Annotated in this window: 22 protein-coding genes and 1 pseudogene; 7 read left to right on the plus strand and 16 right to left on the minus strand. The window is 45.2% G+C overall.

Going from position 1 to position 21,864, the window contains the following annotated elements:
* Positions 1–12 precede the first annotated feature (12 nt).
* The 15 genes from nuoE to MFMK1_RS17280 all read right to left on the minus strand — a co-directional run bounded on the left by nuoE (position 13) and on the right by MFMK1_RS17280 (position 11,191).
* Positions 13–504, minus strand: a complete 492-nt coding sequence (gene nuoE, locus MFMK1_RS17210) for an NADH-quinone oxidoreductase subunit NuoE (RefSeq protein ID WP_366922908.1) — start codon at positions 502–504, stop codon at positions 13–15.
* Between the two features lie 27 nt (positions 505–531).
* A complete protein-coding gene (locus MFMK1_RS17215) occupies positions 532–1,101 on the minus strand; it encodes a 5-formyltetrahydrofolate cyclo-ligase (protein ID WP_366922909.1) in 570 nt (189 codons plus the stop codon).
* A 90-nt stretch (positions 1,102–1,191) separates the two neighbouring features.
* A complete protein-coding gene (locus tag MFMK1_RS17220; RefSeq protein ID WP_366922910.1) occupies positions 1,192–2,502 on the minus strand; it encodes a DUF512 domain-containing protein in 1,311 nt (436 codons plus the stop codon).
* Between the two features lie 9 nt (positions 2,503–2,511).
* A complete protein-coding gene (locus MFMK1_RS17225; protein ID WP_366922911.1) occupies positions 2,512–2,721 on the minus strand; it encodes a TlpA family protein disulfide reductase in 210 nt (69 codons plus the stop codon).
* A gap of 30 nt (positions 2,722–2,751) precedes the next feature.
* On the minus strand, positions 2,752–2,940 hold the full coding sequence (locus MFMK1_RS17230) for a hypothetical protein (RefSeq protein ID WP_366922912.1): 189 nt from the start codon (positions 2,938–2,940) through the stop codon (positions 2,752–2,754).
* 349 nt (positions 2,941–3,289) lie between these two features.
* Complete coding sequence (gene tsaD / locus MFMK1_RS17235) at positions 3,290–4,309, minus strand: tRNA (adenosine(37)-N6)-threonylcarbamoyltransferase complex transferase subunit TsaD (RefSeq protein WP_366922913.1); 1,020 nt, start codon at positions 4,307–4,309, stop codon at positions 3,290–3,292.
* Positions 4,306–4,791: a ribosomal protein S18-alanine N-acetyltransferase gene (gene rimI / locus MFMK1_RS17240; RefSeq protein ID WP_366922914.1), complete on the minus strand. Its 486-nt coding sequence runs from the start codon at positions 4,789–4,791 to the stop codon at positions 4,306–4,308. Before rimI ends, tsaD begins: the two co-directional genes overlap by 4 nt.
* A gap of 4 nt (positions 4,792–4,795) precedes the next feature.
* Positions 4,796–5,500, minus strand: coding sequence for a tRNA (adenosine(37)-N6)-threonylcarbamoyltransferase complex dimerization subunit type 1 TsaB (gene tsaB / locus MFMK1_RS17245; RefSeq protein ID WP_366922915.1), 705 nt, complete (start codon positions 5,498–5,500; stop codon positions 4,796–4,798).
* On the minus strand, positions 5,497–5,955 hold the full coding sequence (gene tsaE / locus MFMK1_RS17250) for a tRNA (adenosine(37)-N6)-threonylcarbamoyltransferase complex ATPase subunit type 1 TsaE (RefSeq protein WP_366922916.1): 459 nt from the start codon (positions 5,953–5,955) through the stop codon (positions 5,497–5,499). The genes tsaB and tsaE overlap by 4 nt, the downstream gene beginning before the upstream one ends.
* Before the next feature lie 382 nt (positions 5,956–6,337).
* A complete protein-coding gene (locus MFMK1_RS17255; RefSeq protein WP_366922917.1) occupies positions 6,338–6,721 on the minus strand; it encodes a response regulator in 384 nt (127 codons plus the stop codon).
* 114 nt (positions 6,722–6,835) lie between these two features.
* On the minus strand, positions 6,836–7,534 hold the full coding sequence (locus tag MFMK1_RS17260) for a gamma-glutamyl-gamma-aminobutyrate hydrolase family protein (RefSeq protein ID WP_366922918.1): 699 nt from the start codon (positions 7,532–7,534) through the stop codon (positions 6,836–6,838).
* Positions 7,535–7,708: 174 nt separating this feature from the next.
* The gene (locus MFMK1_RS17265) at positions 7,709–8,059 is read right to left on the minus strand and encodes a type II toxin-antitoxin system PemK/MazF family toxin (protein ID WP_366922919.1); all 351 of its coding nucleotides are present in this window, start codon (positions 8,057–8,059) and stop codon (positions 7,709–7,711) included.
* A 2-nt stretch (positions 8,060–8,061) separates the two neighbouring features.
* The gene (locus tag MFMK1_RS17270; RefSeq protein WP_366922920.1) at positions 8,062–8,337 is read right to left on the minus strand and encodes a CopG family ribbon-helix-helix protein; all 276 of its coding nucleotides are present in this window, start codon (positions 8,335–8,337) and stop codon (positions 8,062–8,064) included.
* 133 nt (positions 8,338–8,470) lie between these two features.
* Positions 8,471–9,592, minus strand: a complete 1,122-nt coding sequence (gene alr / locus MFMK1_RS17275; RefSeq protein WP_366922921.1) for an alanine racemase — start codon at positions 9,590–9,592, stop codon at positions 8,471–8,473.
* A 51-nt stretch (positions 9,593–9,643) separates the two neighbouring features.
* Positions 9,644–11,191 (minus strand): NAD(P)H-hydrate dehydratase, encoded by a 1,548-nt coding sequence (locus MFMK1_RS17280; protein WP_366922922.1) that lies wholly within the window; start codon positions 11,189–11,191, stop codon positions 9,644–9,646.
* Positions 11,192–11,804: 613 nt separating this feature from the next.
* Here MFMK1_RS17280 and MFMK1_RS17285 point away from each other — a divergent pair.
* Positions 11,805–12,982: pseudogene (locus tag MFMK1_RS17285) on the plus strand (IS110 family RNA-guided transposase).
* 184 nt (positions 12,983–13,166) lie between these two features.
* Here MFMK1_RS17285 and acpS read toward each other — a convergent pair.
* Complete coding sequence (acpS, locus tag MFMK1_RS17290) at positions 13,167–13,541, minus strand: holo-ACP synthase (RefSeq protein WP_366922923.1); 375 nt, start codon at positions 13,539–13,541, stop codon at positions 13,167–13,169.
* 416 nt (positions 13,542–13,957) lie between these two features.
* Here acpS and MFMK1_RS17295 point away from each other — a divergent pair, with 416 nt between their 5' ends.
* The 6 genes from MFMK1_RS17295 (at position 13,958) to acs (ending at position 21,675) form a co-directional block, all read left to right on the plus strand.
* Complete coding sequence (locus MFMK1_RS17295) at positions 13,958–14,689, plus strand: 3'-5' exonuclease (RefSeq protein ID WP_366922924.1); 732 nt, start codon at positions 13,958–13,960, stop codon at positions 14,687–14,689.
* 95 nt (positions 14,690–14,784) lie between these two features.
* A complete protein-coding gene (locus tag MFMK1_RS17300; RefSeq protein ID WP_366922925.1) occupies positions 14,785–15,087 on the plus strand; it encodes a DUF4212 domain-containing protein in 303 nt (100 codons plus the stop codon).
* Positions 15,084–16,772 carry a sodium:solute symporter family protein gene (locus MFMK1_RS17305; protein WP_366922926.1) on the plus strand — a complete coding sequence of 563 codons (1,689 nt, stop codon included), beginning with the start codon at positions 15,084–15,086 and terminating at the stop codon, positions 16,770–16,772. Before MFMK1_RS17300 ends, MFMK1_RS17305 begins: the two co-directional genes overlap by 4 nt.
* Positions 16,773–17,012: 240 nt before the next feature.
* Complete coding sequence (locus MFMK1_RS17310) at positions 17,013–17,432, plus strand: hypothetical protein (protein WP_366922927.1); 420 nt, start codon at positions 17,013–17,015, stop codon at positions 17,430–17,432.
* A 124-nt stretch (positions 17,433–17,556) separates the two neighbouring features.
* Positions 17,557–19,485 carry a DUF294 nucleotidyltransferase-like domain-containing protein gene (locus MFMK1_RS17315; protein WP_366922928.1) on the plus strand — a complete coding sequence of 643 codons (1,929 nt, stop codon included), beginning with the start codon at positions 17,557–17,559 and terminating at the stop codon, positions 19,483–19,485.
* A 246-nt stretch (positions 19,486–19,731) separates the two neighbouring features.
* Positions 19,732–21,675 carry an acetate--CoA ligase gene (acs, locus tag MFMK1_RS17320; protein ID WP_366922929.1) on the plus strand — a complete coding sequence of 648 codons (1,944 nt, stop codon included), beginning with the start codon at positions 19,732–19,734 and terminating at the stop codon, positions 21,673–21,675.
* Positions 21,676–21,864 lie beyond the last annotated feature (189 nt).

The following is a 21,864-nucleotide window of genomic DNA, read 5'->3' on the forward strand; positions in this document are numbered from 1 at the left end:
TGCACCTCCTTTTTACTTATATTTATCAATAATTTCCGGAATCTTGTCCGGAGTCAAGCGGCCATGTGTATCGTCATTAACCATCATTACCGGAGCCAATCCGCATGCGCCGATACAGGCCACTGATTCTAACGTAAATTTTAAGTCTTCAGTGGTTTCGCCGTCTTCAACACCCAACACTTCTTTCACTTTGCCAAATATCCCCGCTCCTCCGCGTACATGGCACGCGGTACCTAAGCAGACACGAATAATATTTTCCCCACGCGGGTCAAGATGAAACTGAGAATAAAAAGTAGCTACCCCAAACACTTTGCTAAAAGGCAATTTCAGCTCCCGGGCAATTCTTTCCATGGCTTCTTTGGGCAAATAGCCATAAACATCCTGTGCCGCCTGTAAGACTGGGATAAGTGCTCCATTCATACCACGGTACTTTTCAAATACCGCGTCCAACTGCTTATCCTTATCGGACTGATCTTTGCTCCCATTACAACACTGACAAGCCAACTGAGTTTCCCCCTTCCTTTATATAACTTATTTAGCTTTGATTACCTGTTCTTCGGTGATTACCCAATGGACAGGTTGATCATGCTCTTGATGGTAAACATTGTCTTTAATTTGCAGTTCAAAGGCAATGGCCACAAACCGGGATGTCTTTGGCAGCTTACCCAAGAAACGGTCGTAAAACCCGCCCCCATAGCCAAGACGATTTCCATTCTTATCAAATGCAACTCCCGGCACTACTACCATGTCAATTTCACTGGGGCTTACCGGTCGAAAACACTCCGGCTTGGGCTCTAAAATACCCCATGTGCCCGGCTGAAGATCTCCGGGAAAATGAAAGACTTCTGACGGTATCAGTTCCCTATCCTTTTTGACGGTAACTGGTACCAGTACTCTCTTCCGCTGAGAAAGACTATATTTAATTAAACCTTTAGTCTCTACCTCCTGGTTGAAAGCTACATAAGTCATGATAGTACCCGCCTCCTGATAAGCGGGTAATGAAATTAACTTTTGAATTATTGTTTCACTTTTTTCAGCTGCAGCTTCCGGTGAAAGGTCGAGTCGTGCTTGAATAATTTGCCTGCGCAATTCCTTTTTCATATAAACACACCCTTCTACCTAAAAACATATATTTTAAAATAGTTTGACATTTACCCCAAGAATCCTGCCGCCCACACTATTTTTAAGACATTATAGCACCACTACTTTCTGGGTAAATGCCGAAGTATTGGCAAATAAGTCCCGTTGTCGGGAATCAAACATTATTCCCGGAACGGTGATCAGATCAAAAACAGCAGCATTTGCTTCAATAATTGGATATAGGTCCTCCAGGGTAAGTAAGCCGGCACAACCAATGGAACCACCAAAAGTCACATTCTCCACCACCTGCACTGTCACCCCTGAAAGTTCCTCTTTTTCCACCGCATTTTGGATTATTGGGTAAGCAAACGCAGAGGTCAGAGCCAATACCTTCTCCGCCTGGTAACGATGGATTGTATCAATAAACCGCTGCCAATCGACGGGGTCTAAATCGTAATTAAAGACTGCGCCTGACTTATCTCCCAGCCCTTTTTTCAATTGCAGTACAGTGGTTTGCCAACCCCGGCGGCAACGCAGATTCGGGTCGGAACTCCTATTTAAACGCATAAAAGCGTCTACCCTGCTAAATATGGGTTCACCATCTACCTGGAGAATAACATCCCCTTTTTTGAGACCTGCTTTCTCTGCGGGAGAACCGTGGATAATCCCCTCCACTACGGCATCCAACCCTGATAACGAAGGAGGTTCCACCAATACAGGAACATCCGTCTCATTTTTTACCATATCTATCCATCGATAAAACCCCGGAATTGTCTCCTCTATATCAAAACGCGTCTCATCCTGAGCGTAACGGGTAAACCCTGGTATCATTACACGTACGGTCATTGCCCCATTATGGGTAAGGAAGTCAATTGTTTCACGAATGTCATTCCACCCGGTTAACCAGGGCATGGCAACAATACTGCCGTGGTAAGGAATACCGTGCCTATCCAGCAAAGTTACCGCTTCCTCGGCCTGTACCCCCTTACACCCCATCAAAGTTTCTCTGGCATCAATATTAATACTATTCAACGATAAAGTAATCTCAATATTAGTTAGTTGTTTCAAAAAATGGCAGCCATCTGCGTCCAGCAGCGTGCCGTTGCTGGTAACTCCCATAGCGGTATTTGGATAAAGTTCCCTTAAATATATTAAAATGTCCCGCCACTGAGGATGGGTAAAAGTCTCCCCCTCTTTTATTCTGGTTGCCGACTCTCCAATGATAATTTTTTTCTCTTTGTCCAGAAATTGCGCTACCTCCTTTAAGTCAGAAAGGGCAAGGGGAGCTAAATTGAAGCTTTCCACACCGGGAGGATTTTGCCTATGACTGCAAAAAACACAGGCAATATTGCAACGGGAAGTAATCGGTATAACATTGCTACCGATTGACTGTAATAACTGCTGCCAAAGTTGGTCATTCATCTAATCACCTTAGTCAATAATTTTTTTGATATTGCTCTCAAGTTTATCCTTGGTAGTATCGCCCACTATCATTTCTTCGACCCTATTTTGTGAGTCAATAAAGAAAATTGCCGGGATATACTGGACCTTAAACATTTGAACCAATTGTGCACTCTGCGGGCTTTGGACATCCACAACGATAAACTGAACCTGTTCATTATATTTCTCGTGAAGAGCCATAATCACGGGCTCTAATTTCACACAAGTAGGTCAGGTCTCACTGTAAAATTCTAAAAAAATTGGCCGCCCTTCTTTGGTAGCAGCTTCAAAAACGCCCTGATAATCGGTGATTTGTTTATGTAACGGTACCTGCTGCTGGTCAAACATTGGCTTAAACAGTATATAACCGGCAATCAAAACGACAATTAATACTAAAACTATCTTCGCTTTTTGTGACAATGTCTTTCCCCCCATTCGTTTAAGACAATTAACATGTTTTTCCACAACGTAAACCTTATTACTGCAATGCTTTAAGTGATTTTTCCACATTTTCCACATTTTATTAGCAAGCTTGGACGCTGATTATTTTCCACATAGACAAACCCCGATTTTATAAGTTATTAACAGGGTTATCCACATTATCCACAGGCTGTTAGTCCACAAAAACAGATGTTCTTTTTCACAAGCGCACAAGCTCAATTAAAAAATTTTCTGTCCGGCAGCACCCGTCGTTTTTTGATAACTATAAAATTGCTCCCAAAGTTTATTTTATTAAGTCAATGCTACGTTTTCTTTTTGCACAAAAAAACTACAGGTAGTTTAAAGGTAAGTTGGGTACTGCATTTAGATCCAGTCCCGCGTCCTGCCCACCTTTAAGGGCATGATAACCGGCACATGCAATCATGGCTCCATTATCAGTGCAAAGTATTGGGGAGGGATTAAATATTTCGGCGCCCTCTACTACAGCTCTTTTTCTTAGGGCGCTGGTCAAACTACCGTTTGCAGCCACCCCGCCGACAACTGCCAATTGGTTAAGTCCGGTATCCTTTAAAGCAGCAAATGCTTTTCCCACCAGCACATCAATCACCGCCTGTTGGAAAGATGCTGCCACGTCCTCTTGAATCACTTCTTCGCCTTTTTGCCCAGCCCGGTTAATATAATTAAGCACAGCAGACTTAAGTCCGCTGAAACTAAAATCTAAACTACCGCCTTCCAGCCATGCGCGTGGAAATTGAATAGCACCGGCGTTACCCTCTCTCGCTATTCTTTCTATTTCCGGTCCCCCGGGATAGGATAACCCAAGAGCCCTGGCAACCTTATCAAAGGCTTCACCTGCCGCATCATCTCTCGTCTGACCTAAAAGCCGCATCCTTCCGTACCCTTCAAGAACTAATAAGCTGGTATGTCCCCCGGAAACCACAAGACAGAGCAAGGGTAACTTTATCCCCTTATTTTCTAAGAACACTGCATAAATATGACCCATTAAGTGATGGATCCCCAGCAAGGGTTTTTTGAGACTATATGCTATTGCCTTGGCTGTAGACACTCCTACCAGCAGGGCGCCCACCAAACCCGGGCCCTGAGTAACAGCCACAGCATTAATATCTTCCCATGATAAAGCCGCTTCTGTCAACGCTTGCTCCACAACAACAGCTATATTTTCTACATGCTTACGCGAAGCAATTTCCGGCACGACACCGCCATATCGCTTGTGGGTTTTAATCTGTGATGAAATAATATTAGCGAGGATTTCTTCCCCCCCCGCAACCACTGCTACCGAAGTTTCATCACAGCTTGTTTCTATGCCCAGTACCTTTTCACCACTCATCCTTTCACCTCGTCATCGATGCCTTCAATATCCATCAATAAATGTTTCCACATAATTATGGCATCTTCGTTATTGTCAGTATAATAGCCTTTTCTGACTCCTGCTTCGGCAAAACCCATCCCTTTATACAACTCCCGGGCAGTAAGGTTGGATGGACGCACCTCTAATGTCATCTTATCTGCTCCGTGCAGAAGTGTCTGCTGCATTAGAAACAATAACATTCGTTTGCCAAAGTCCAAACCGCGAAATTCCCGAGCTACCGCTATGTTAGTAATATGCGCCTCATCTAAAATCAACCACATACCGGCGTAACCAGCCACCTTTTTTTCAAGCAGGCAGACATAATAATGGGCGAATCTATTATGGCGGATTTCCCCCTCAAAAGCTCTTTTTGACCACGGAGTAGGAAAAGAATGCTTTTCTATTTCCAGAACCTGAGGCAAATGCCTGAGCTCCATGGGTGCAAAAGCGGGTTCCTTCACTAGTCTAGACCTCCTTGCCAGTGCCATGTTTAGACTCCCAACTCACCTCTGCTTCGGAGCGGCGAATATAGAATGGTGCTAGATTATAAATATCGTCCACCTCACCGCGTTGTAACCGCTGCCAAGCCAATTGAGCAACCTGGGCCGCACGGGGCCAGCGGTTTCCCTGGGCCGCCTTCCTTAAAAAAGGTTCTTTAAATACTTCAGGATAGGCATCCACTGCATCGCCCAAAATGGTAACCGGTTGATCATATTTAGCAAGCTGCTCCATTAGTTCACTTGGTGCCACGGCCATATAGTCCGTCAAACGACACAGTTCATTATCCTGGGTATTGTAAACAGCGGTATAGACCTCACTTTTACGAGCATCCAACAATGGACATATTAGACCCTGTGCTCCCGAAACATTCATGGCCAAGCCATCAAGAGTAGACACCCCGATAGCAGGCTTGTTTAGTGCTATACACATCCCTTTCACCGTAGCCAATCCTATACGTAAACCGGTAAAAGAACCCGGTCCGATGGCCAAGGCAAATGCTGCTACTTCTTCAATGTCCTTGGCGACAAACCGTAATAAACTATCTACCAACGGCATTAATGATTGAGAGTGGTTCTTTGAAGTATTGGTAAAAAACTCTCCTATCAGCTTGCCTTTATCAATAACCGCGACACTGGCTACTGCGGTAGCTGTTTCTAAAGCAAGAATCACGTCCAATTCTCCTCCAATTCCTTTAGCAATTTAGTATACGCTGAGCCGTATGGAATTATTTCCACAGCCCGGCCATCTTCCACGCGGCTTATCTTAATCGCCAAGCGTTCTTGGGGCAGTAATCCGGCAATGTTATCCGGCCACTCCACCACTGTCACACAGTCTCCCGGAAGATATTCCTCCAAGCCTGCATCAAAACCCTCCTGGGCATTGTTGAGACGATAAGCATCGATGTGGGCTATATCATACCTGCCATTATATATATTCAATAAAGAAAAAGTGGGGCTGGTTACCGGTTCCCCAACCCCTAAAGCCGCTGCAATGCCTTTTGTAAGTGTGGTCTTACCAGCTCCTAAATCCCCACTGAGTACCAATACGTTACCAGGCCCAATCAATTCACCAATACTATTTCCTAATTTTAGAGTATCTTCTTCCTTGGCTAGAAATAAGTACATCCGCTAATCCTCCATTACTCCAATACTTAAAAGAAATTATCTAGTATTATAACCTGAAACCCAGCTGAACAATCAAAAGGTATCCAGTGCCGCTAAGACAACAACTTTTACCTATCCCTAATTTGTTTACGAGCTTCCCGCACGCCATTTGCCTCATCCCTTAATAATGCCGCCGGCTGGAATGGGGCATTATCCCCAGCTAAATAGTTTTTCTGTATAACCTGGGAAAATCCTGCAATGTACCATTGCAGGATTGCACCCTCCCAATTCCCCTTGTTGGTGCCACTAAGCTAATACTATCAAACAAAAAACAATAGCTGAAGTTAGCTATCGCTTTAATATTTATCCGATTTTAACAAAAGATTTACCTATCTTGTCTAAACTAGGCAAGAGATTGCTTTCTGATATGGATGAATTCTCGTAATTTTTGGCGGACAACGTCAATATCAAAAGGTTTAAACCAGATGTCTGTGGCACCTATTGCTTCAGCTTTGTCCAGTTTATCTTGCGCCGAATAGGCAGTCATTAAAATTACGGGTATTTGTGGGTGTTTTTCGTTAATCCATTCTAATGCCTGTACTCCATCCATGATCGGCATACGGATATCCATCACTACAACCAAAGGAAGCTGTTCTTTTATTTGATTAATTGCTTCGAGACCGTTTCCTGCAGTGCGCACGTCCATTCCCTCTTCCTGACACAGCAGACTCAGCAGGGTACGTACCCCTACCTGGTCGTCAACCACCAAAGCTACCGCTTTACTCATAAGTTTGCCTCCCATCCTACAACACCTAATTCTACAGAGCGGAACAAAAACCTGCCATAATTTACAAAATTTCTTAGTTTAACCCTAAATTAATTGTGTAATATTGAAATTGTTTCATTTATAGCACGCTTCAACAAAAGCCGCAAACAACCTCCGGGAGTTTTCGTCATTTTGCCACATACATTCAGGATGCCATTGAACTCCTACAACGAAGGTGTTTTTTTCAGATTCAATGGCCTCAACAATGCCGTCACCCGCCTGGGCACAAATGGTAAATTGGGGCGCAATCTTCCTCACCGCTTGATGATGAAAGCTGTTTACCCTTATTTTGTCTGCGAGGATTATATCCTTTAGGATAGTATCAGGACTAATCGTTACAGCATGACTGGGGAAATGACGTGCTGCGCGCTGACTATGCTGGATCGCATCACTATATTGACTGTATATGTCTTGAAATATGTTGCCGCCGGCTGCAATGTTTAACACCTGTATTCCCCGGCACACAGCTAATAGCGGCTTATCGAGCAGTAAGAATTCCTTCGTCAAGCTTATCTCAAAACTATCACGTCGGGGCGTCATTTCACCCATTCCGGGCAGCGGCTCTTCGCCGAAAAAGACAGGGTCTACATCAACTCCGCCGGAGAGTAGTAAACCGTCAAGCAAATGGACAAAGGAATTAACCGACTTTCCCGCTGATGGCAGGAGCAGCGGCGTCCCACCTGCATGCTCCACAGCCAAGACATAATGGTAACTTAGGTAGTATCTCCCGAGTTCATCCTCTTCACTGCACGTAATACCTATTATTGGCTTCATGGCTACACCCCCTGCTCTCAATATATTCAGCGAAAGTAAATTAAGCATAAAAATAACTTGACAAAATGGTGCCTGGCACCATTTTGTCAAGTTATTTGCTCAAGGTCAAAACTCAATAGTATTTTATATTTTTCTAATACTAAAAAAAAGCACCTTTTCAGGTACTTCTACCGTTCAAACCTTTACCAATCCCATGCTAATTTCCAATGCCTTGTTGACCTGTTCCATATGACCTTCATCCAGCACTGTCACTTTCTGACGCAACCTGCTTTTATCGATGGTCCTGACTTGCTCTGCAAGAATGACTGACGCCCTCTCCAATCCGCTTTTTTGGGCTGGCATCTCTACGTGGGTCGGTAGTTTCGCTTTTGAAATCTGTGAAGTAATAGCAACTACAATAGTAGTGGGACTGTACTGGTTACCAATATCATTTTGTATCACAAGAACAGGGCGTGTCCCCCCCTGTTCAGAACCAACTACCGGATTTAATTCTGCGTAAAAAATATCCCCACGTTTAACATGCATACTTACTTACACTCCGCAAGTTTGGTATCGTAAAAATTTTGCACTTCTGCCTCTACCTCGTAGTTCTCCACGGCCAGGGAAAGATTAATATCCGCCATTTCCTGGTAGCCTTTTTTCATCTGTTCTCTTAATGTCTTCCTCTTTCTCTCGGATATATATAATTTCATAGCTTCTCTGATAAACTCACTCCTATTGCGTTTTTCTAGGGAAGCAAAGCCATCCACTTCTTCTAACAAGTTTTCGGGAAGACTAATCATAATCCTTCTAACACCTGGCACAACGGCACCTCCACTAACGACAGGATAGTGAAAACAAACACGAAAATCTATACTATATTATATCTATTCCTATATACCAATGCAAACATAATCCCGTTAAAATCGCCAATAATAGCTAGCAATTACTGGTAAATTACCGATAAATTCTGGGTACCCGATAACTAATCATACAAACCACTTCATAACTAATCGTGCCAATTTGGTCTGCCAACTCCTCTACAGAGATGAATTCATCCCCCTGCCCACCTATCAGAACCGCTTCATCGCCCATAGATACCGCAGATTTAATATCAGTTACGTCTACCATACATTGGTCCATACACACCCTGCCCACCATTGGAACCCGTCGTCCTTGTATCAACACTTCTGCTCTATTAGACAACAAACGTGTATACCCATCAGCATACCCCAATGGCAAAGATGCTATAACAGCATCATCTTTAGTAATATAAGTACATCCATAACTAATGGCTGTCCCAGCGCCCACCTTCTTGACATACGATAATTCCGCTTTTAACGCCATGGCCTGTCTTAAATCTATCCGTTCCCGTTTAACCTCTTTAGACGGATATAAACCATAAATTATTAAACCGGGACGAACCAAATCGAAATGTGCCTCAGGCAGGTCTATAACCGCTGCACTGTTCGCTGCATGCCGCAGGAGAAATTCCAGCCCCAGCTGCTTTAATCGGTCTAAGAACCAGGAAAACCACTGTAGCTGCTTTGCTGTATAACGCTTATCCGCTGCATCCGCAACAGCAAAATGAGTGTAAATGCCCTCTAGTTCCAATCCCGGCAATCTAGCCATTTCCAAGATGGTCTTTAAAGATACCTCCTCCGGCAAGAGCCCTATTCTACCCATACCGGTATCTAACTTCACATGTGCCTTTGCTTTTTTGCCGCGCGAAAGCGCCGCAGTGGATAGTGACTTAGCCTGTTCCAGTGAATAAATGGTTTGGCGCAAATCCCAGTCAACTACCGCCGGCAGTTGGGTGAGAGGCGTATATCCCAATATAAGAATTGGCGCATCAATTCCAGTGTTGCGTAGTTGTATCGCTTCCTGCAGCAAAGCCACCCCCAGCCATTGGGCACCATTCTTTAAGGCTACCTCACTGACTTCATTGGCCCCATGACCGTATGCATTAGCCTTAACTACAGCCATCACTTGGGCCTGCGGGCTGGTAATACGGCGAATTTCCCGAATATTATTTTTAATCGCTCCCAAATCTATCTCTGCCCAAACCGGACGCAGCATAATATCACCTAACTTAGAATAATTTAATTTTCGTCCCCTATTTATATAACATTATCGACCTAATCTTCGCAGCACCCTGGGCAGCATTTCTGGCAAATCACCAGCAACTAACCCCATTTGCCCTTGCACCGATGCTGCTTCATCGCCGGCCAATCCGTGCAGGTATGCACCGGCTGCCGCCGCCTTTTCGGTAGCTAAGCCTTGGGCAAGTAGAGCGCCGATAATACCTGCCAAGACATCGCCACTTCCCCCGGTAGCCATGCCCGGATTACCCGTAGTATTAACATAAACAAACTGTTCCGATGTCGCCGTTAAAGAGCGCGCTCCTTTAAGTAGTACCGTGGTCCCATATTTTTTCACAGCTTCCGTTACCGCCTCTAAGCGGCTGCTCTGCACCTGCCCAACACTTTGGCCTAACAAACGTGCCATTTCGCCGGGGTGTGGGGTAAGTACCGTACTGCGGAGAAAACGCATCCCTTCCAAGCCAGCAATGATATTTAACGCATCAGCATCAATCACTAGAGGTTTATGGATTTTAGGTAGCAAAGCAGCTAGAAAGACTCCTACTTCGTCTCCTTGGGACATGCCGGGCCCGATAACCACTGCCGTCGCCGTGGATATCAATGGTTGTAGTTGTGCAGCCGCTTCTGCTGCTGCAAAAGTGCCGGAAGCAGTTTCCGCCACACCACAGGTCAGTATCTCAGTGATTTGAGCAGCAGTAATTTGCTGTATCGACCTTGGTACCGCCAATGTTACCAGGCCTGCCCCCGCCTTCAATGCCGCCTTTGCAGCAAGAATCGGTGCTCCCGACATCCCCATGCTTCCACCAATGACCAGCACATGCCCGTATGTCCCTTTGTGTCCCGTAGACTCCCTTGGGGGAATTGCTTGAATACACCAATCTAAATCCACCATTTCAGTCCTTGACCCGGTACTATCCAGCAAACTCTGTGGAATAGAAATATCCGCGACAACTAACTTTCCCACCGCGCCGACCCCCGGCTCAACTAATAATCCTAATTTAGGAAGGGCAAAGGTAACTGTGATATCAGCCCGAACACAGACACCCTTAATCTTACCGCTGCTCGCATCCAGACCCGAAGGGACATCCACTGCCAATACAGGCACGCCGGATTCGTTAACTGTTTCCATTACTTGAGCTGTCAATCCTCTTGGCGAACCCCGGAAGCCAGTGCCAAAAATTGCATCTACCACCATATCTGTATAAAGCAACGTTACATTTAGCCTAGTAAGGTCATTTTCATCCTCCAGCCGAAAAACGGGTATACCCATCTGCTCAACAATACGCATATTCGTTGCCGCATCCCCGGAGTATTCCGTTGGGTCACTGGTTAGAAAAATTTTCACTTTGACTTTGCTGTTAGATAAATGCCTGGCAATAACTAGACCATCTCCGCCGTTATTGCCCTTACCTACAACTATCGTGACCTGCTTATCGGCCAATTGACCACCAAAGTAATTCTGAATACTTTCAACTACCTTAAAACCGGCATTTTCCATCAAAATAACTCCAGGTATTCCGAGTTTTATCGCTTTCTGATCTAGTTGCTGCATTTCGTCACTGGTTACTACCTTCACAACATGCCCCTCCCTCGTATAATATGTTTTGACAAATCAAATCACTAAATTTCCAGTTAATTTTTGTTCTTTGAAAACTTAAAACTATCACATTTGTATAACCTAAGCCCGTTCACTTTACCCTTTACGGTGAGTGGGCCGCATGGTAGGCTCGTTGGCTGCACAGCCACTTCCCTTTAGGGGGTGGCTCCCAGGCTGTGTTAACCATGCGGCCAGAGGCTCACCGTCAAGGGCGGGCGTCTTCAAAAACGTAATATTTGGGGTTGGACTTTTCGTGATGTTCCTAGATAATTATCTATGAGGATAATTTGGGGAAATGCTTTCCCTCCCTGTAGCTTTGACTACTTTTTAAAGTCTGCATCCCCAGCTCTCGTTTGTACTTCTAACCCGCAGGCTGTTCCCTCCGGCAACCCATGCTGGAATGTAGCAGTTTCCAGGCAGCCCATGGACCGGAGTGAGTTCTCATACGCGAGGCTGATTGATCTTACGAGTGCGCTGGGGGCATCCCGAAAAGTCCATTTCCTCATTATGCTAAATGAATTGGAGGTGATCCCCATTGTACAAACTTTTTATCGGTATTGACGTTAGTTCTGAAGATTTAAAAGTGTGTATTATGAACCAGGATGGCGATGTCTTGAAGTCTTTCACTGTTAACAATAACCTTCCTGGCGCAAAATTTCTGCGTGACCAGATTGTTAGCTTTTCGGACAAGTATTCTTCCCAGGAAATTCAAATCGGCATGGAATCTACTTCCGTCTACAGCTGGCATCCTGCTATGTTTCTTAATGAGGATAAGGAACTTCGTAAACGCCAGGCTAAGGTCTACACTATTAATGCTAGGCTTATCAAAAGGTTTAAAGATGCTTATGTCGACCTTGATAAGACTGATGATATTGATGCCTGGATTATTGCTGACCGCTTGCGCTTCGGCCGGCTCCCTCTGTCCATGATTATGCAGGAACAGTATGTTGCCCTACAAAGACTAACAAGGTCACGCTATCACTTGGTCAAAAGTCTGACTCGTGAAAAACAGCATTTCTTACAGCACTTATTCTTTAAATGCAATGCTTTTAGGTCTGAGGTTGAATCCTCTGTATTTGGTAACGCCATGATGGATCTCTTCCTTGAAAAATATAGCCTTGATGAAATTGCTGCTATGGATATTGCTGTACTTGCTGATTTTCTCAAAGAAAAAAGTAAAAATCGCTTTAAGGACCCCGAAGGGGTTGCCAAATGCATACAGAAAGCTGTGCTAATTCCTCTTACAGGCTTTCTAAGTGCGTTGAAGACTCAATCGATATTCTCATGGCAACATCCATTGAGACTATTCACAGTATCAAATCGCAAATCAAACAGCTTGATAAAGCGATTGAACGGCTTTTGGCCGGTATTCCTAATACCTTAAAGTCCATTCCCGGTATTGGCCCTGTTTACTGTGCCGGTATCCTGGCTGAAATCGGTGATATTCACCGGTTTAAGGACCAAGCATCTTTAGCTAAATATGCCGGCCTTACGTGGAGCAAGCACCAGTCGGGAAAGTTTAAGGCTGATGAAACTAACATGATACGCTCTGGTAATCGTTATCTCCGTTTTTACCTGGTTGAGGCTGCCAACTCGGTTAAAAACTATGAACCGGAGTTTCGCGATTACTACTACAAAAAGTATCATGAGGTGCCTAAGCACCGGCATAAAAGAGCCCTCGTCTTAACCGCAAGAAAACTTGTGCGTCTGGTCGATGCGCTGCTACGTAACGACCAAATCTACTCGCCTCGAAGGAAGGTGAATCGATGAGGTAAACACCTCCTCAATATCCTTCGGTAATATCCAGTTTCTGTAATTTTAACTGGGCTTCTTAAATGATGTCTTTTTTGAGAAATAGTAGCTAATTTATTTCCAATTTTCTTTTTTAGGTACTTGACATATTACCGCAGGACTTTACCGCACACAATCTAATCTTAACATTTAACAAAGGCCATCAATTGCCCACAGCTAATACCATGGCCACCGCATGGGATTTGGAATGAGAAAGAGATATCTGCCATCTCACTAAACCCATGGAATGGGCTATTTCTTCTGCCTTTTCGTGTAATTTCAGCTCCGGTTTGCCGCTGGGATGGCTAATCACTTCTATATCCTTTAACTTACAGGCACCCAAACCGAGCCCCATAGCCTTAAGTACCGCTTCTTTAGCGGCAAACCGGGCCGCCAAAGATGGGGCGGGAAATTTCTTTGTAAAACAATAAGACAGCTCTTCAGTGGTAAAAATACGCTTGGTGAATTTGCCCGACCATTTATCCACCAAAACCGCTATTCGTTTTATCTCAATTATATCCACGCCTATAGTCTCCATAGATCTCACCTCGCGCCTGACCTTTAATATCCTTTCTTCAAAAAGAGTGGAATGTCCTTGTCCCATCAGTTTTTAACAGGAATATATCTGCCGAAAGGCCGTTAAAAACCGTTAAAAGGTTTTCAGCAGAAATCAACGGTCAATAAACCCGTTGGGGATTATTTCCAGAACATTCTACCATATAAGGTGGCTATCTTTACGTTTAAGCTGACGTTTTTCCCGTTCACCGATTTTTGCTTTTCGACATCCTTTTGTCATCCTATAATAAGAGCAACATTACATTTGTTACTACTGGGTTATGCTTTCAGCGTTCCCAAATGTGCGTTGCGACAAACCCTAAGAATTTAACTGTCAAGTTTGTTTTCTGAATATTCCGTTTTTTAATACATTATAATACATTATTTGGAGGAATCCTTATGAATGCATTGACTATGTTTGTCAAGTCTCTGGACGCAGCGACAGGATTTCATCTCAACGCAGAACAGCGCGTCTTAAAAAAATTGACTCAACTTGCCCCGCTGGCAGATGAACAATTGCGACTGCGGGACCAGCGCTTCGTAGTGCTAGATACTGAAACAACCGGGTTGAGGCCGGGCAAGGGAGACAGAGTAACTTCCTTGGGGGCTGTGGTTGTAGAAAACGGAATGGTTAACGAATCAAAAACCTTCTATGAGTTAGTTGACCCGGGACGGAACATTCCTGAAGAGATTTCACAGTTGACCGGCATAACCAACGACATGGTGGCGGGTAAACCCAATCTTACCGAAGTATTAAATCGCTTTTTACCTTGGGCGGGAAAAAGCGTCCTCGCGGGGCATGTAATGCAGTTCGACTTAGCGTTTATCAATAGGCATTTATTAACATCGTGCGGCAGGAAACTGGTGCACACCAGTTTGGATACAAAACAGTTAGCTGAATATGCTTTCCCCGATACCGCTCACTATACTTTAGAAGATATCTGTTCCTTCTTAGCTATTCCATGTGCACCAAGACACCATGCTCTCAATGATGCATTATCCGCAGCACGACTATTGGAAGCAACACTGTCAGTACTTGACCAACAGGGGGTAAATTCCCTTATTGAGTTAAAGCGCTTTATGCGCTGTCGGCGGATGCTGGCACCAGTGGTATCACCGATGGAATGCTGATTTTTTCAATTCTAATCTACAAGGAGGTGGATCAAAAAAGTTTCGCTGCTCACTTGTTATGATCTCATAACTATCAGTTTATGGAGGTGTCCTTAATGGTAGAAAAAAAGCTTACTGAAAAGCAACAAGAATATTGGAAAAAAAATATCGGTTTGATTCGTATTCTTTTGATTATTTGGGCATTGGTTTCCTATGTAGGTGGAATCATCTTGGCCGTACCTTTTAGCAGAATCCCATTTTTCGGGGTTAATTTAGCATTCTGGCTGGCTCAACAAGGCTCGATTCTCGTTTTTATCGCTCTTATCGTCATCTACGCCGTTCGTATGGATAAACTGGATAAAGAGTATGATTTCCATGAGATTAAGATAACTGACCAGAAGAAGGGGGTTTCCGCATGAGCGTTGAACTTTTAACCTTAATCATAATTGCTATTACCTTTGCTTTTTACCTCTACATCGGCTGGTGGGCCCGGGTTCGGGACACCAAGGGTTTTTATGTAGCCGGCGGTGAAATCCCCGCAGTGGCAAACGGTGCGGCTATTGCCGCTGACTGGATGTCTGGTGCTTCCTTCATCTCTATGGCCGGCCTTATCTCCTTTATGGGTTTTGACGGCACAGTATACCTGATGGGTTGGACCGGCGGCTATGTGCTGTTAACACTGCTATTGGCTCCTTACCTCCGGAAATATGGCAAGTACACCGTCCCCGACTTTATCGGTGACCGTTACTACTCCAATACCACCCGAGCGGTTGCTGCTCTCGCTACCATATTTATTTCGATGACATATGTTGCGGGCCAGATGCGTGGTGTAGGTATCGTCTTCAGTCGGTTCCTGCAGGTAGATATTACAATCGGCGTTTTCATCGGTATGGGCATCGTCGCCTTCTTCGCCATTCTGGGCGGCATGAAAGGTATTACCTGGACTCAGGTGGCTCAGTACTCGGTATTGATTATCGCCTATATGATTACAGCCGGTGCCATTGCCGGCATGTTGACTGGTATTCCAATCCCGCAGGTAGCCTTGACTTTTTCAGGGTTCGCCCAAAAGCTCACCAACTTGCAGGTGGAGTTGGGATTAATGGAATATATTAAACCTTTCCAATCTATGTCAGCGCTGAATGTGTTTGCTGTGACCCTGGCGTTAATGATTGGTACCGCCGGCCTACCCCATGTTATCGTCCGGTTCTACACCGTTAAAACTGTTCGGGCAGCGCGTTGGTCGGGCGTTTGGGCAATAATCTTTATCGCCCTATTATACACTACCGCCCCGGCACTAGGCGTATTTGCAAAGTATAACTTGATTAACAGCCTTAATAACAAAACCGTAGAAGAAGTACAGCAGATTGAATGGGCATCCAAATGGGCTGAAACAGGCCTGTTCCAATTTAACGACAAGAATGGTGACGGTATCCTTAATATGACCAATGACGATACTAATGAAATCGTTATTGACCGGGATACCATTGTTCTCTCCACTCCCGAAGTAGCGCAGTTGTCGCCCTTTGTAATCGCGCTGGTAGCAGCGGGTGGTCTAGCCGCAGCTCTCTCCACTGCGGCAGGTCTCTTAATGGCCATGTCCAGTGCAGCAGCCCATGATATTTATTACCGCATTTTAAGACCTGAAGCTACTGAACAGCAGCGCCTGAAAGTAGCCCGTTGGTCCATCCTGGGAGCAGTTTTGATCGCAGGTTGGTTTGGTATTCATCCGCCGGGGTTTGTGGGAGAGGTGGTGGCCTTCGCCTTCGGCTTAGCTGCAGCGAGTCTCTTCCCCGCCATCTTACTGGGTATCTTTGATAAACGGATGAACCGTCAGGGAGCAACCTGGGGCATTGGGGTTGGGCTGGCATTCACCTTTATCATGATCCTGTTGATGCGTTCACCACAAATTTTCGGTACCGCCAAACCGATAATTTCTAGTTTCTTCGGTATTAACGCCCAAGGAGTCGGCTCAGTGGGAGCTATACTTAACTTCGCAATATCCTACTTTGTATCGCGTAACACCGAGGCACCGCCGCAAGAAATACAAGACTTGGTTGAAGAAATTCGTATCCCCAGAGGTGTTGGCCAGGCACACACTCATTAGTTGGTAAAGTACACAGGCCGGGAAGGGGTTCCTCCTTCCCGGCTTTTAATTACTATCATTCCCATCCTTAAGCCCTTTTGAACAGCAATTTCCTCCTTTGGGAAGAACACAGTAGATTTGCAGGAAAGTTATAGACAATAACGAATATTCTTATATTAAGGTTTTTTTGACAGGTAGTATCTCCTTATGCCGATGCAGACATTGTTTTTCACAACTGTAAAATCCTTTGGAGGTGTAAAAATGATTTGGACAATTGTATTTGCATTAGTGCTGGTGATGCTTTACTGGCTCCATCCGTACCTTAGCGCCTTGGTAATTCGTAAGGCAGTGGGCATCGCCCTATTCCTGGAGGTGTTTTACGTTATTGGCTCCCTTCTATCTGAGAGCTGGCCCTTCCCCACCCCTCTCGCCACCATCCAAATTTTAATTGCTGTCGGTCTAGGCGTGGCCTTGGGTGTAGTTTTTTCACGAGTATGGCCTCTGGCCAAGAAACCAGGTTTTGAGCGCATCGTACGTACCCTTCTTATTTTTATCCCTTCACTAGGTTTGGGAATAGGATTACAAATGGCCCTTCAGGGAAGACAACCAACCCAAGCTATCTATTTGATCTTTGCCTTGTCTACTTGGCTGGGCTCCGGGCATTTTATCCGTAAGGATTAGAAGGAACCGTAATACCTTCGTACCGTTATTCTTTGCGCAGAAAAAACTAACTAAGAGGCCCATCCAGGTACGTTGCGTAGGTTCAAAAAAGGTCTTTCCCGATTAATAGAAAGGAGGGGTTACTTTGTCCGGTGAACACCAGCAGTTGAGCAATAATCAAATACGCAACTTTCTCCAAACGGTTCATCCTTTCTCCCTGTTACCATTGAAGGCCCTGGAACAACTTGTACCATTAATTATCCAGAAGGTATTCCCTGCCGATAGCTTTGCCTTTCGGCAAGATGAAGAATCTAAACAAGTGTTATTTATTATAATTACCGGCCTTGCGGAAATACGGGTGCGAAACGAGCAGGGGCACGAAACCGTTCCTGGCTACCGAAGGGAGGGGGACTTCTTTGGGGAGACAGTTGTACTTTCGGATAAGACTTATCCGGCATCGGTAAAAGCTATTAATGATTTAGATTGTCTCTTGGTTTCCCGCGAGGATTTTGAGAAGCTGCTTGAACATAATGCGCTGTTCGCCAGTTTTTTTGGCCAGCTGGTAGTCGACCGCTTCCGCAGCTTATTCCGTGAGGTTGCCATGGAACCCGGTCCTTTAGTAACGTATGAAAGCCATGCAGCATTGAAACGAGCCAGTGAACTGATGAGTACACCCGTGATTACCTCATCGCCGACCCAAAAAACCAATGAAATAGCCAGAATAATGTCCTTAAATCATATCAGTGCCGTAGTATTGACAGGTAGCGATGGTAAAGTCAGCGGTTTAATCACCGAAAGAGACTTGGTAGAAAAAGTAGTTGCCAAAAGCCGTACACCGGACAACATGCCAGCTAATACAGTGTCCAGCGGTCAACCGGTTTGTGTGCCGGCCGACGCCTATTATTATCAAGTTCTATTAGCAATGATCAGAGGACATGCCAAACACGCCATAGTAACAGAAGGCGAGAAACCGGTTGGTATAATTACCATCCGTGACCTGATTCGTTCGCGTAATACCGGCGTAATCAGTGTTGTGGACCGCTTGGAATCCCAATTAAGCCTAGAGAACTTATCCCGGGCCGCGACAGAAATAGACCAGATTCTCATTGGCCTAGTCACGGAAAATGCCCCTATCCCGGAAATACTGGATATCATCACTGAGTTTTACGATCGTATCACCCGACAAGTAATTGAAATAGCCATTGAAACAATGGTAGCGGAGTACGGCCCTCCGCCTGCACGTTTTTGTTGGTTGACCATGGGCAGCGGCGGTCGAAGAGAACAATTTATGCGCACTGACCAGGATAATGCACTAATCTATCAGCAACTGGAAGACCCAGACCAAAAACAAAATGCGGAAGAATATTTCTCTAAACTGGCCGAATTAGTAGTTGAAGGCCTTACTATATGCGGTTTCGCCCCCTGCCCCGGAAATGTAATGGCTATAAATCCTTTCTGGCGGGGAAATACTGGTTATTGGAATTCTTTGACTGCCAAATGGTTACAGGGAACCCAAAGTGAAGATATTCGAATGTTGACTATTTTCCTTGATTTTCGGCCGGTATACGGGCACTACCCCTTGGCCGAAGATTTGCGCCAGTTTCTAAGTAAAAGCTTTAGCAAGCAGCCGCTAATTTTATCCTTTCTGGCGGAAGATGCGAGCCGTGGACGGCTTCCCGTAGGATTTCTCGGTAATCCCGTCGGTGAAAGGACCGGTAAGCATCGGGCAGAAATAAATCTGAAAAAATCGGTATCGGTCTATCTAATCGATTGTATCAGACTGCTGGCATTAAAAGAAGGAGCAGCCACAACGAATACGCTGGAGCGAATTCAATATCTGCGACAGAAAAAAACACTATCCAAAAACCTGCTTGACCTATTGGAAACTTCGTTCGAAACCATTATGCTATTTCGTCTGCGGGCCAACTTAGAGCAAATAAAAAATGATGGTAAGCCAGATAATTACCTACAGTTAAAGACCCTGCACGCTCGGGAAAAGGCACTCCTAAAAGATGCCCTAAAAGCAATTGATAAATTGATGACAATTACCAGGGAAGGAAACCTCATTTTCTAAACCTATGAATTACCAGTGAGATAGATTAAAAGCCGTCACCTACCATTCACCGGCTATTTTCATTAGTTCAGCCGCCAAAAACGCCTATTCGCAGAATATTCTTTTAATTTATTTAGCTGCACTGTTATGATGTTAATAGGAACCTACCATTTAGAGGAGGTGTTTTGAGGCCCTTAGCCCTAATCCTCAGCTATTGTTAAATAAATCAGAATCTTTAATCCATTAAACCTGTTGGAGGTGTTTTTTTTGAAGGACAAATCTAAAGCTTTAGAAGCGCTGTTACAAGAAAACCGGGTGTTCGCTCCGCCACAAGATTTTGTGGCCCAGGCCAATGCCAACGATGCCGCCATCTACGATCAGGCTTCGGCTGACCGCTTAGGATTTTGGGCACGTCAGGCTGAAAGTATTGATTTCTTTGAACCTTACAACGAGGTCCTTGAATGGGATGCACCGTTTGCTAAATGGTTTGTAAATGGCAAACTCAATGTAGCTTACAATTGTATCGACCGGCATCTAAAAACCGACCGCCGAAATAAAGCAGCAATAATATGGGAAGGTGAACCGGGTGATACCGTCACTTTAACCTATCAAGACCTTTACCGCGAAGTAAATAAATTTGCCAATGTGATGAGGAAACTTGGTGTCAAAAAAGGCGACAGGGTTACTATCTACCTACCTATGATTCCTGAACTGGCCATCGCCATGCTGGCCTGTGCCCGCATCGGTGCACCACACAGTATCGTCTTTGGGGGCTTCAGTGCAGATTCTTTAAGAGATCGGATAGATGATGCTCAATCAACACTGCTCATCACCGCAGACGGCGGCTGGCGGCGGGGCTCTGTAGTGCCGTTGAAGGGAAATGCTGACCAAGCTGTAGAAGGCGATTCCCCGGTAAAAAATGTTGTGGTAGTAGAACGCGTCGGCTTGGCAAAATCCAACGCCAACATGGTTGAAGGTCGAGATCTTCTTTGGCACGAACTGATGAAGGAGTCTTCTCATATCTGCGAACCGGAATCGATGGACTCGGAAGATATGTTGTTTATTCTTTATACGAGCGGCACCACCGGCAAACCCAAGGGGGTAGTTCACACCACCGGCGGTTACCTCGTAGGTACGGCCAGCACACACCGCTATATTTTCGATTTGAAGGAAAATGATGTGTACTGGTGTACCGCTGACATTGGCTGGATTACTGGACACAGTTATATAATCTACGGCCCCCTGGCTAACGGAGCTACTACGGTAATGTACGAGGGCGGTCCTGATTACCCAAACAAAGATCGTTTTTGGGAAATCGTTGAGAAGTATGGAGTAAACATTTTCTATACAGCTCCCACTGCAATTCGCGCCTTTATGAAATGGGGCACCCAGTGGCCGGAAAGCAGAGACTTATCCTCCTTAAGGTTATTGGGAACTGTAGGCGAACCCATCAATCCTGAAGCGTGGATGTGGTATCACAAATTTATCGGCGGCGAGCGCTGCCCCATTGTAGATACTTGGTGGCAAACAGAGACCGGGCAAATTATGATTTCGCCGCTACCGGGACTGACCAAAACAACTCCCGGAACGGCTACCGTACCCTTCCCAGGCATCGAGGTGGATGTGGTTGATGAACAAGGAAACAGTAGTGATGCAGGCTACCTGATAGTAAAATCGCCTTGGCCCGCTATGCTTAGAACGGTTTATGGCGACCCCGAAAGATATAAGAGTACCTACTGGAGCAGATTTGATGATTATTACTTTACCGGTGACGGTGCCAAGCGCGACGAGCTTGGTAATATATGGGTGATGGGCAGGGTTGACGATGTGCTCAACGTCTCCGGACACCGCATTGGCACGATGGAAGTAGAAAGCGCATTGGTGGACCATCAAAGTGTAGCTGAAGCCGCCGTTATTGGTAAAACCCATGAACTTAAGGGTCAGGCAGTAGCAGCCTTTGTTACTCTTAAGGACGGCTTCGAAGGTACCGATGATCTAATGGCGGAATTAAAAGCCCATGTAGCTAAAAAAATTGGGGCTATTGCCCGCCCGGAAGACATCTTCTTCTCTGCAGAACTACCAAAAACCCGTAGTGGCAAAATCATGCGCCGCCTGCTTCGGGATATTGCCGAAGGCCGAAAGCTAGGCGATACGACAACCCTGGCTGACCCTTCAGTAGTGCAAAAACTTATGAGCCAAAATGACGAATAACTTAAGTAAATACTAAAATGCCGGGGTCCTTTACGGGACCCCGGGTTAACTTAATATCAAAACTTGTCCCTGCCAATAAGCATTTACCAGGTGTGTAGTCTATCCATCAACCCATTTGACACTACCAAACCATCTCCTGTACAGGGTTCATGTACTGACCCCTTTCCTTTACCTTATCTGCCGTGAATT

It is taken from the genome of Metallumcola ferriviriculae (genome assembly GCF_035573695.1).
Taxonomy (GTDB): domain Bacteria; phylum Bacillota; class JADQBR01; order JADQBR01; family JADQBR01; genus Metallumcola; species Metallumcola ferriviriculae.

What these genes read in the sequence shown, in the direction of transcription:
- MFMK1_RS17295 (WP_366922924.1), top strand. Translation starts at nt 13,958, where the DNA reads ATGAATGCATTGACTATGTTTGTCAAGTCTCTGGACGCAGCGACAGGA.
- MFMK1_RS17225 (WP_366922911.1), bottom strand. Translation starts at nt 2,721, where the DNA reads ATGGCTCTTCACGAGAAATATAATGAACAGGTTCAGTTTATCGTTGTG.
- tsaD (WP_366922913.1), bottom strand. Translation starts at nt 4,309, where the DNA reads ATGAGTGGTGAAAAGGTACTGGGCATAGAAACAAGCTGTGATGAAACT.
- MFMK1_RS17255 (WP_366922917.1), bottom strand. Translation starts at nt 6,721, where the DNA reads ATGAGTAAAGCGGTAGCTTTGGTGGTTGACGACCAGGTAGGGGTACGT.
- MFMK1_RS17300 (WP_366922925.1), top strand. Translation starts at nt 14,785, where the DNA reads ATGGTAGAAAAAAAGCTTACTGAAAAGCAACAAGAATATTGGAAAAAA.
- tsaE (WP_366922916.1), bottom strand. Translation starts at nt 5,955, where the DNA reads ATGTACTTATTTCTAGCCAAGGAAGAAGATACTCTAAAATTAGGAAAT.
- MFMK1_RS17265 (WP_366922919.1), bottom strand. Translation starts at nt 8,059, where the DNA reads ATGCATGTTAAACGTGGGGATATTTTTTACGCAGAATTAAATCCGGTA.
- alr (WP_366922921.1), bottom strand. Translation starts at nt 9,592, where the DNA reads ATGCTGCGTCCGGTTTGGGCAGAGATAGATTTGGGAGCGATTAAAAAT.
- MFMK1_RS17220 (WP_366922910.1), bottom strand. Translation starts at nt 2,502, where the DNA reads ATGAATGACCAACTTTGGCAGCAGTTATTACAGTCAATCGGTAGCAAT.
- MFMK1_RS17305 (WP_366922926.1), top strand. Translation starts at nt 15,084, where the DNA reads ATGAGCGTTGAACTTTTAACCTTAATCATAATTGCTATTACCTTTGCT.
- MFMK1_RS17215 (WP_366922909.1), bottom strand. Translation starts at nt 1,101, where the DNA reads ATGAAAAAGGAATTGCGCAGGCAAATTATTCAAGCACGACTCGACCTT.
- acpS (WP_366922923.1), bottom strand. Translation starts at nt 13,541, where the DNA reads ATGGAGACTATAGGCGTGGATATAATTGAGATAAAACGAATAGCGGTT.
- MFMK1_RS17260 (WP_366922918.1), bottom strand. Translation starts at nt 7,534, where the DNA reads ATGAAGCCAATAATAGGTATTACGTGCAGTGAAGAGGATGAACTCGGG.
- MFMK1_RS17310 (WP_366922927.1), top strand. Translation starts at nt 17,013, where the DNA reads ATGATTTGGACAATTGTATTTGCATTAGTGCTGGTGATGCTTTACTGG.